This window comes from Butyrivibrio sp. ob235 (genome assembly GCF_900109475.1).
Taxonomy (GTDB): domain Bacteria; phylum Bacillota; class Clostridia; order Lachnospirales; family Lachnospiraceae; genus Butyrivibrio.
This window is the reverse complement of the sequence record NZ_FOBE01000058.1, coordinates 1-9559: the sequence shown is the minus strand read 5'-3', so window position 1 is coordinate 9559 and position 9559 is coordinate 1. Positions and strand designations below refer to the sequence as shown.

Annotated in this window: 9 protein-coding genes; 5 read left to right on the top strand and 4 right to left on the bottom strand. The window is 41.5% G+C overall.

The features are described 5' to 3' along the window. The first annotated feature begins 240 nt into the window (after positions 1–240). Complete coding sequence (locus BMW61_RS22250; RefSeq protein WP_175475338.1) at positions 241–408, top strand: hypothetical protein; 168 nt, start codon at positions 241–243, stop codon at positions 406–408. A 6-nt stretch (positions 409–414) separates the two neighbouring features. Here the strand turns inward: BMW61_RS22250 and BMW61_RS21130 are convergent, their stop codons facing one another. Further along, positions 415–1269 (bottom strand): patatin-like phospholipase family protein, encoded by an 855-nt coding sequence (locus BMW61_RS21130; protein WP_091825984.1) that lies wholly within the window; start codon positions 1267–1269, stop codon positions 415–417. A gap of 120 nt (positions 1270–1389) precedes the next feature. Next, positions 1390–2979, bottom strand: coding sequence for an autotransporter outer membrane beta-barrel domain-containing protein (locus tag BMW61_RS21125; protein WP_091825981.1), 1590 nt, complete (start codon positions 2977–2979; stop codon positions 1390–1392). Between the two features lie 178 nt (positions 2980–3157). On the opposite strand from BMW61_RS21125, the gene BMW61_RS21120 reads away from it, so the two are divergent. From BMW61_RS21120 to BMW61_RS21105, 4 genes are all read left to right on the top strand, one after another. Next, positions 3158–4504: a hypothetical protein gene (locus tag BMW61_RS21120; protein ID WP_139176510.1), complete on the top strand. Its 1347-nt coding sequence runs from the start codon at positions 3158–3160 to the stop codon at positions 4502–4504. A gap of 114 nt (positions 4505–4618) precedes the next feature. Continuing rightward, positions 4619–5599: a PLP-dependent cysteine synthase family protein gene (locus BMW61_RS21115; protein WP_091825976.1), complete on the top strand. Its 981-nt coding sequence runs from the start codon at positions 4619–4621 to the stop codon at positions 5597–5599. Positions 5600–5623: 24 nt separating this feature from the next. Next, positions 5624–7015: a lanthionine synthetase LanC family protein gene (locus BMW61_RS21110; RefSeq protein ID WP_091825973.1), complete on the top strand. Its 1392-nt coding sequence runs from the start codon at positions 5624–5626 to the stop codon at positions 7013–7015. Positions 7016–7238: 223 nt separating this feature from the next. Next, positions 7239–7739 carry a DUF2798 domain-containing protein gene (locus BMW61_RS21105; RefSeq protein ID WP_091825971.1) on the top strand — a complete coding sequence of 167 codons (501 nt, stop codon included), beginning with the start codon at positions 7239–7241 and terminating at the stop codon, positions 7737–7739. 86 nt (positions 7740–7825) lie between these two features. Here the strand turns inward: BMW61_RS21105 and BMW61_RS21100 are convergent, their stop codons facing one another. Further along, on the bottom strand, positions 7826–9298 hold the full coding sequence (locus tag BMW61_RS21100) for a hypothetical protein (protein WP_091825968.1): 1473 nt from the start codon (positions 9296–9298) through the stop codon (positions 7826–7828). A 55-nt stretch (positions 9299–9353) separates the two neighbouring features. Continuing rightward, positions 9354–9559: hypothetical protein (locus BMW61_RS22325; RefSeq protein ID WP_207650210.1), on the bottom strand; the 206-nt coding region annotated here is incomplete at its 5' end.

The following is a 9559-nucleotide window of genomic DNA, read 5'->3' as shown; positions in this document are numbered from 1 at the left end:
AAGCGCTGAGGGTCAGCGATTCATCCCCCACCGACTATGTCGGAAGGAGTTTTCTCGCTGATACATCATAATTTATAGGAGAGTATCTGATATGTAATTTTCAACTATTTTCAGAGGGGATGATTAGCTGATGAATATCAGGCCGACGGCGCACTATAGCTTAATACAGGGGCTGTTCTGGGGAAGCTTTGCAGCATTATTTGGTTTTTCCAGTGTTTATCTTCTATGGGACAGTCTCTCATGAACATGACTGTAACAATGGGTGGCCTGATAGGGAGCCTTTTAGGTGGAAAATTGCTTGATATGATAAATGTCCCGGGAATGCTCCTGGTATCAGGAATCACGGCGCTAATTGGTGCTATGATTGTGTGTGCATTCTCTGAAAAGGGCAGAAGCAACGTAAATTAGAAGTGCTTAGAAAGCATTCCCTTTTAACCATGTATCTTTTGAAAGGAGCTTATTAGCAGCATCTCTGCCGGCATTGTAAACCCGGTCAAGTTCCTGCGGATCTTTCTCGAGAGGCTTTATATTGAGAGGCTCCTTCGGTCTTATCACCAGAACCTTTCCTTCTTTTTCGCGCTCACGTACATACTTTTTCTCTTCGTTGTACATAATATATCTGTTTTCGATTGCCTCTATGAATTTAGGATAATGTCTGTATACGCGCTTTATGAGCCACATAAAATCCTGCTTTTTCTTTACATATTCATAGGGCTGTGTCTCCACTACAAGAATGTGGTCAAAGCCCTCATCTTCCATGAACTTAAGCGGGATGGAGTCGGCAGTTCCTCCGTCAAGGTATTTTCTGCCATCTATCTCTACGATTCTTGATGCGAGCGGCATAGAGGCAGAGGCCTGAATCCATCTGATATCCTCGGAAAGCCCGTCATAACACTTGTGATATGCGGCCTCACCGGTTTCTACGTCTGTTGCAACCACATAGAATTCCATCGGATTTTCCGTGAAGGTCTTATCATCCCACAGATCCAGCTTAAAGGGCAGTTCATTGTAGCAAAAATCGACTCCGAAAAGATCTCCGGTTTTTATCCAGGACGAAATGCTCTTATAGCGCTTATCTGCCGCATATTTCTTGTTGTATCGTAAAGGTCTGCCTATCTGTTTGGACTTTATATTGCAGCCAAAAGTGGCACCGGCGGATACTCCGATACCTCCGTCAAAGTTTATTCCATTTTCCAAAAGAACATCTATAACACCGCATGTAAAGAGCCCTCTGAGAGCCCCGCCCTCCATCACAATCCCGGTTTTCATGTTTTTTCCGCACCTCGTCTTGTTTTTGGTGAATCAACATTCATAGTAGCATATCAAAAAGGCCGGTTTCAATAAAAACAGCCCAGCCCTTATAATAGGCTGAGCTGTTGTCAGTTTCCTTTAGTTAACCGCTGTTCCGTTTACGTACAATGTATATCCATTGCTTACTATGTTGGAAACATCTCCATCGAAGGAAGTGATGTATGTATCTGCTGTAAGAGTCCAGGTGCTGTTATCATCAAGACTTACACTGACCTCACCTACTTCTGTTGAAACAGTGTCGCCCTTACAGTTTGTAATTTCTCCGCTGATAGTACCTGTAAATTCTGAGCCCTCTGTAAGATTGAGTGTGAGAGTGGAATTGTCACCTACGAGGATCGTTCCTTCAAGGGTCTGATTTTCTGCATTTAAAATCGCAACATTGCCAGCTCCGCTCCATCCGTCATCGCAGACAGAGAGCAGGATGTTTTCGGAATCCTTATTGGTTATCTTTACATTGTTTAAGTTGATCACAGCGTTAGTGTTTGTCACATGGAAAACGTGACCATTTTCACTTGTAAGGCTGCCGCCTGTCATATCAAAAGTTGAAGTTCCGCTGTCTGCATCACCTGACATAGACTGATAAATCATGATTGAGTCATAAAATGTGGCATTGCCGTTAGTCTGTGTGTTATTTGCTGTCATATCGCAGTTTTCGAGGGTGATAGAGTTCATTCCCTCAATACATACCGCCTCTGACAGATTGGAAACAAGTGTTGCGTTGGAAACAGTAATGTCGGCTGTTGAGTAGATTGAGGGTGAACCGAGACCGTTAGTTGTATAGGTTCCGCCATCAACAGTAACTGTTCCGCCGCCGCGGTCAGTGCGGATTGCAGCTGATGACTGTCCGCTGGTTTCAACTGTGAGGTTTGAAGCCTTTGTAACTCCGCCACCTGTTGTCATGATACCGCCTGAGCCATTTCCTGTAGTTGTAATTGTTGAATCCGAGATGATAACAGTTGTTCCGTCGCCTTCAGCGCCATTCTGGCCACCATTTCCACCATATGAAAATACGCCGTTTGCACCATCTGCATCAGATGTTATAGTAGCACCTGTTATTGTTGTAGTAGATCCGTCTTTTACCAGAACAGCTGCGTTAAGTCCATAGAAATTGCAGTTGTCTCCACCGTCAGAATCACCGGTCTTACTAACAGTTGCATCCGAGATGGTCACATCATCGGAGGTCTCAATTAAAAGAGCGCTTTCGTCAGCGGTCGTACTTTCATAGGTTTGACCATCTTGCGAGTCACTGCTTGAGATGGTGGTAGCTCCTGAGTAATCTATGTCAGCACTGCTCATTCCGCCGCCTCCAAATCCGCCTCCGGGCGCTCCATCGGGTTTTTCGCCACTCGGGGGCTCGCCGGGAGCTTCTCCATCGGGCTTCTCACCACTGGGTGGCTCGCCGGGAGCTTCTCCTTCAGGTGCTTCTCCTTCAGGCTTTTCGGGCACTTCACCTTCAGCTTTTTCCGGAGCATCACTCTCAGGTATATCAGATGTGTTCTCATCTATTGTTTCGGTTTCTTCAGTCTGCAACTGTTCTGTCGCTTCAATAGCAACATCTTCCGCAGCTGTGCCGGCAGTCGCCGCGTTCTGTCCGCAAGCGGATAATGTCATACATATAAGTGCTATAGATACGTAAGGAATAAGCTTCTTTACTTCGATTCTTTTCATTGTTTTTCTCCTTGCTTCAAAAAGGTGTTTTGTGTTTCCTGACAAACGAAGAATATCACCCCAACCTAAAACGAGACTTAATACAAAGTGAACAATTTGTGTTTTCGTCGTTCAAAAAAGGGGGTCGATAGGTTATACTTTTTCTCTGTAAGATTTGTTTTATGAAAGTAGAAATACAATGTTTAGGTTTTTAGATGAGCGAATTGAATATGGAAATTGGTTTGAAAAGATGCTTGCTATACTGGCCTATGGTGTTTTTGCTACCGGCTATTTGGTAGCGTCCATTTTTATTACAGGCTGTATCATCATTAAACTGGAGACCCTATTTCCGTCAGAAGATGCAGTAATATACACCGGCATAGTTATTGCAACAAGTATATTCCTGGCGCCTTTGCTAATCAGCCTCTATCGTGATTCCCGCCAATTAGACAAACTGACGTCCACATCAACAAAAGATCCTCATATAATATCCGAATACAGCAGAATCCCTCATTTTTCAAAAATGCTCGGAGAGGCCCAATCGGAAGACCTGATTGAAAGAGAGACCTTCAGCAAATATGTGAAAAAAAGCGGCCTTAAATCCCGCTATATAAAGGTAAGCAAAAGTGATAAGTGGGTATGCATTCTTGGTGGCTATTTTCCCACAGACCTTCTGTGTGGATACAACAAGAAACAAAACGAGCTATATACAATCGACGGAATGATAGTTAAACTTCCGAAAAAAGCAAGACTTCCATTCATTAGCGCTGATATAGAGGCGTATTTTAAAGATAGGGGAGAGTACTACAAATCAGTTCCTCCCAAAGCAGGATTGGAGTTTAACAATGCGCTAAAAACTCCCAGATCAAAGCTGTCCAAAGCGGATTGGGGGAGAGTTCGCTATTTATGGGAAAAGGCCATCGTCAGCAGTAGTCATAACTATTGGCAGAACAACAATAAGAACCAGCGTCTTAAACCTGTTTCCGAAGATGGCAAAGTTAACACAGCCATTTTTAAGAGAGTTTATTCCGACAAGGAAATAAACCGAACAGCTGAGGCCATCCACCGCAAAGATGTTCCGCTTTCACGATACCTTGATTTCAAGGAATATAAGAACGAATATTGCGTATGTAACGGTGTTGAACTTCTGAGAGTCCTTGGGAATCCCAAGAATATAGAGGGCATCGACTTCCTGTTTGACTGCCTCTGTGATGTTGATGAGGCGTATTTTCCTATGGCTGTGGATGTTTTAAAGAAATATCCGCGCAGTGAAACCACTAAGAAAATAGAAGAAAACGCAAAAATAGCTTATGAGAGCGGTAACGTTCTAAAGCTTGCCGGCGTCATCTATCTTGCAAAAGTACTAGAATACGACAGTGATTATTTGAAGCAGCTAAAAGAACAGCAGGAGCAGAGCGAAGCCGTAAAAGCAGCCGCGGAAAAGGCAGAGAATACGGTCAATACGTTCGACCTTGATGAAAAAGCGCTGTTTGGCAGCGAAGAGGTGCAGGTATTTAGCCCCGGCAGCTATCAGACCCGCATATAAGATAAGTTTATGCTTAGCTATAAGGTTCATGTCTTTTACAAGTCTCTATGCGGCAGTGCATAATAGCCATAACAAAAAGAACAATACTTCTTGCAAAACACGGAGGATGACGTTATGGCTAAGATTACAAAGAGTTTAGAGGAACTTGTAGGAAACACACCATTATTTGAGCCTGTAAGGTATGAAAAGAAAAATGATTTGGGAGCAAGCATCCTTGTTAAGCTTGAATGGTTCAACGCTTCAGGCAGCATAAAGGCAAGAGCAGCGCTCAACATGCTTATAGAAGCTGAAAAAGAAGGAAAGATCAAACCCGGAGATACAATTGTTGAAGCTACAAGCGGAAATACAGGAATTGCGCTTGCAACTTTTGCAGCTGCCAGAGGATATAAGTTCAAGGCTTTTCTTGAAAACGGATCATCCCAGGAGAGATTCGATATATTAAAGGCGTATGGCGCTGAGCCTGCACTGCAGTCAGATATTCCAAGCATAAAAGAACTGATGGATAATGATGCTCTTTCTATAGATGGAATCATCGAAGGCGTTCGTAATTATAGCGAAGAGCACGGCTACTATTTCATAAATCAGATGGAAAATGAGCATAATCCCGAAGCTCATTACAGAACCACCGGCCCTGAAATCTGGGAGCAGGCAGATGGTAAGGTCGATATCTACGTTGCCATGGTTGGTACAGGCGGAACCTTACTTGGCACATCCAAATATCTAAAGGAAAAGAACCCGGATCTTAAAATAGTCGGTGTTCAGGCAGATGAAGCATCCAGAATTGGCGCAAACAGTGGACAGGACGCAATAGACGGCGTTGCACCGTTTTCAAATGTTCCTGAGAGATTTACAACCCCGTTCATGCTTGAGTCTTCCGACAAATACGACGAAGTTATAGAGGTTTCATCGGTAACGGCATCTGAAACTGCGAAAGAACTTTTAAGCACGGATGGCCTGTTCCTCGGATCTTCTGCAGCAGGAGCTTTCACAGCTGCAAGACAGCTCGCGGAAAGACCGGAGAATAAGGGGAAAAACATTGTTGTTATAGCACCTGACGACGGAACCAAGTATATGTCACTTAACCTTTACAAGTAATCGTAATAAGCGGGAGTTACAGACATGAGACCAAGGCTAAGAACATTAAGCGGAACAGAGAACATAGCAGAAGCTGATTATCTTCAGGCAAGTCTTGAGATATATGATTTTATAGAAGCGAACAGAATAGATGGTGATCTCGGAATTTCTTACAGAATCAATCCCGGATCAGCCGTAGACTACACCGGCGGCCCTGTCCATGGGCAATATAGCCTGTATTCGGGCTCTGCGGGAACAGGTATCTTTCTTTTAAGGCTTTATGAAGTAACCGGTGATAAAAAGTATTTGGAAGAGGTATCCCGGATACTTGATGAACTGACCAACAATGTCTCCGGCAGCGATTTTTATCTGGAAAAATTGGAAAGTGCACCGGGGAGTTCTCTCCCTATAACAGGCTGGCATACAGGAGTTTATTCAGGCCCCGCCGGAGCAGGTGTATTATCACTTTCATACTATCAGCATGAAAAAGATGCAAAATATCTTAGTTTTGCCGAAAGACTTGGCAGAGATATCCTGGCCGCAAGTAAAAGTGATGAGAATGGAAAATATCTGACAGAAGATACTGATGTCTTCAGTGACGGCGGTTTTGTACTCTACTTTATTTCTCTGTATCGTGCCGGCGGCAACCCGGAATTCCTTGAAGCTGCAAGGGATTATGCCGCTCATATAGCAAAAAGCGCATCAGATGATGGCGAAGGCGGTCTTTATTTTAAGGCAAATGAGATTGGAAAAGTAGGAATGCCGGAAGGCAGTATTTATCCGGGTTTTGCGCACGGAACATCCGGTATTGGTTTCATATTTGCAACTCTTTATGAAGTTGATGGTAAGGACTGGGAACTCGAGACAGCAGAGAAAACCGCGAAGTTTCTTGAAAAAATAGCAGATGATTTTGATGGCGCGAGACTAATACCCTATATCTACGGCGGCGAGAATTCAGATGATTATAAGGGAAAATACTACATCGGCTTTTGCCATGGACCTGCAGGAACATCCCTGCTCTTTAAGAAGTTACATGTAATAACCGGCAATTCGCACTATTTTGATGTATATAAATCTCTCGCAGAAGGAATTATAAAGGCCGGTGCTCCGGAATATAATTCATGGGGACTTTGGAACAGTTACTGCGCTTGCTGCGGTGTCCCCGGGCTTATCGAGTATTTCACGGATGTTTATGAGACAACCGGAGAAGAGAAGTACCTGGACGTAGCCAGGAGAAGTGCAGCGAGAACTATTGCTGACTCCTTTGAAGGAAAAACGGGTAGATGCTTCTACGGCTATTGGGACAGGACTAATCCTTTTGATGTTCAGACATATACAGGCCTGTACATCGGCGCTGCCGGAGCAGGAGCAAACCTCCTAAGACTATATGGGCATCTTCAGGGGAAAGCTGTTACTCCTTTGTGGGAGTATAGTTAGATCAGTTTCTCAATCTTTTGGGGGTTGTAATCAATTAAACCTATAAGAAGCTGCTGAAAAAAAGTATTACATGAAAATATTTTTTCTGCTATAATCACTGCTTGTCGAACAAAATTATAGAAGATGTAGAGCTGGTAACATTGGAAACGAAACACCGCAAGGTGCAAACGAACAACACGCCCGAGGTCTTCCCCTGGTTTTAATGAAAGGAGAACCCCCAGGTATGTTACCGCAAAACAAATTTCAGGATGTAATTTTCACTTTATTCATGGCATTTGTCATGGTCTATGCAATGATCTGCTACAATATTTCCCTTAATGTGGGCGGCATGCAGAATTTCATATTCCTTGCAGCTTTTAAAGAGATGCTGATCATGTGGCCCATAGCAGTAGTAGTAGAACTTCTTTTCGTCGGAAAACTCGCCCAAAAGCTTGCATTTAGATTCGTTACTCCTGGTAAAGATTCGATGATCATGATAATCCTTGCAATCTCAGCTATGTCAGTATGTCTGATGTGTCCGCTAATGAGTTTCGTCGCTACAATCCTTTTCAAGGACGCAGGCGCTGAGTTCGTTGCAGTATGGCTCCAGACCACAGCTATGAACTTCCCCATGGCACTTTGCTGGCAGATATTCTTTGCCGGTCCGCTTGTCCGCAATGTGTTTGGATTCTTTGTGAAAAGATTTGCAGGGAATGGCGGAATGGAAGCAAAAAAAGTAGCATGAATATATAATAAAAACATCCAAGGGCTATCACTTATGTGATCGTCCTTGGATGTATAATTCTAGTTTTCTAAGATAACATTCACATTTTACTCATAAACAATGCTTATCTGTTTATATGATCCTAGATAAGTATCTCCCTTGTGTATTGAAACTGTATAATACACATCAGAATAACCAATGATCTCTGTTGTCTCAAAATCACTGAATACAGGCATATTATCACCATAGTCATCATGCTTCGTAAACACTAATGTCAAATCTGGATTTCCTTCAATATAATATTTATCATCAGAAAGCTTGCATAAACGGTGATATCCATTATTATCCAGGAAAATGTCATATGTTATAATACACCCCACTGGATCAGAATCTGATTGCCATATATCAATTTCGATAGGTTCTGCATCACTATAGTCTTCTGAATAATATATTCCATTTGGAGTTGAATAATAATTTCCTGATTCGAAATTTTCGCCCATATATTCATCGCCGTCATCAGAATTATTGCCGATATTATTTAGGCCTTCTTTATTATAATATCCATGGCTATATATTTTGCCATTATTAATATCTAATTGAATATTGATATCATTAATATATTTTCCTAAATAAATAACCCCGGAATTCATCAAGTAGTCTATGTATTTACAGTCAAGAATATATGCCTCTTTATCCAAAGAACTATAAGCCACATAAGCGCCATTGTTTGTCATAGATGATATAGTATAAGTTGCTTCACGGTTTGCTTCTTCAGGATACCACACTCCTTCATATCCATTAAAAGCAACACCTTCGAAATTATAGTACTCCACCGTTGCTGGTTTCCAACCACTTCCGCTATTCTCACAATAGACATAAGCATTAAATTTCAATGTTGCATATGTATTATTAAAAGTAAACTCTGTGTTAGCGTAAAGACCGATATCTGAATTATACACATAATTGGCTTTAATATCTTTTACATTATCAGAGGAAAATCTAATGTCATATAAGGTAGAATTATCCCATTTAGTAATGTTTATAATATGAAAAGGATACGAACCATATATTTTTATCAGGTCATCATTTTTTATACCGATGTTTGTAGTATTAATACTTATATTTCCATCAACAGCAAAATATTTAACTTTAATTTGGGGTACTTTTTTATTTCCACCAATAAGCATAGACACAGTAGTCAATCCTTGCCCTTTTCCATAAATATCTACTGTATCGCCTTCCAAAATTCGTCCATTTTGATTAGTTCGGTCATCAATAAGAACAATACTATGGCCTTCTTCTGTCATTCCGTGATACCATTCTTTATTATCATCAACAAATATCTGGGAAATATAAACATTTCTTATGAGTATATCCGATCCGGTATATGACTCACAGTTTCTGAGAAAATCCTCTGAAGATACTTGTTTGCAACTAGTAATATAATTAAGCGGATTTACAGTCGCTGCCTCGCTTTTGATACTCCGGAGAAAAACAAAGCAACTTGCCATGAAAACAAACATAACAAATATATGAGCAATGGTTCTATTCAAATAATTTAGTCTTTTTCTATTTTCCATATACAAATTCTCCTGCTTCTATGAGTTTGTATTGTTCTATGCTAGAAAAATAATATCAATACCTATCTAGTGCTAATTCTGGTGCATAATTTGAGTATTCCCAATAAAACTTATCTCCATTCGCTACATGTCTGAATTGTGGGTATCCACTCAGTGGATCCGATGCGTAATCATCATCTAAATTGGAAGGATTACGCCAAAAATTAGATGCATATCCCATGCCATACAAAGTATAAAAAATGGTATCACCTCTGTCATATA

What these genes read in the sequence shown, in the direction of transcription:
- BMW61_RS21130 (WP_091825984.1), bottom strand. Translation starts at nt 1,269, where the DNA reads ATGAAAACCGGGATTGTGATGGAGGGCGGGGCTCTCAGAGGGCTCTTT.
- BMW61_RS21125 (WP_091825981.1), bottom strand. Translation starts at nt 2,979, where the DNA reads ATGAAAAGAATCGAAGTAAAGAAGCTTATTCCTTACGTATCTATAGCA.
- BMW61_RS21110 (WP_091825973.1), top strand. Translation starts at nt 5,624, where the DNA reads ATGAGACCAAGGCTAAGAACATTAAGCGGAACAGAGAACATAGCAGAA.
- BMW61_RS22250 (WP_175475338.1), top strand. Translation starts at nt 241, where the DNA reads ATGAACATGACTGTAACAATGGGTGGCCTGATAGGGAGCCTTTTAGGT.
- BMW61_RS21120 (WP_139176510.1), top strand. Translation starts at nt 3,158, where the DNA reads ATGTTTAGGTTTTTAGATGAGCGAATTGAATATGGAAATTGGTTTGAA.
- BMW61_RS21100 (WP_091825968.1), bottom strand. Translation starts at nt 9,298, where the DNA reads ATGGAAAATAGAAAAAGACTAAATTATTTGAATAGAACCATTGCTCAT.
- BMW61_RS21105 (WP_091825971.1), top strand. Translation starts at nt 7,239, where the DNA reads ATGTTACCGCAAAACAAATTTCAGGATGTAATTTTCACTTTATTCATG.
- BMW61_RS21115 (WP_091825976.1), top strand. Translation starts at nt 4,619, where the DNA reads ATGGCTAAGATTACAAAGAGTTTAGAGGAACTTGTAGGAAACACACCA.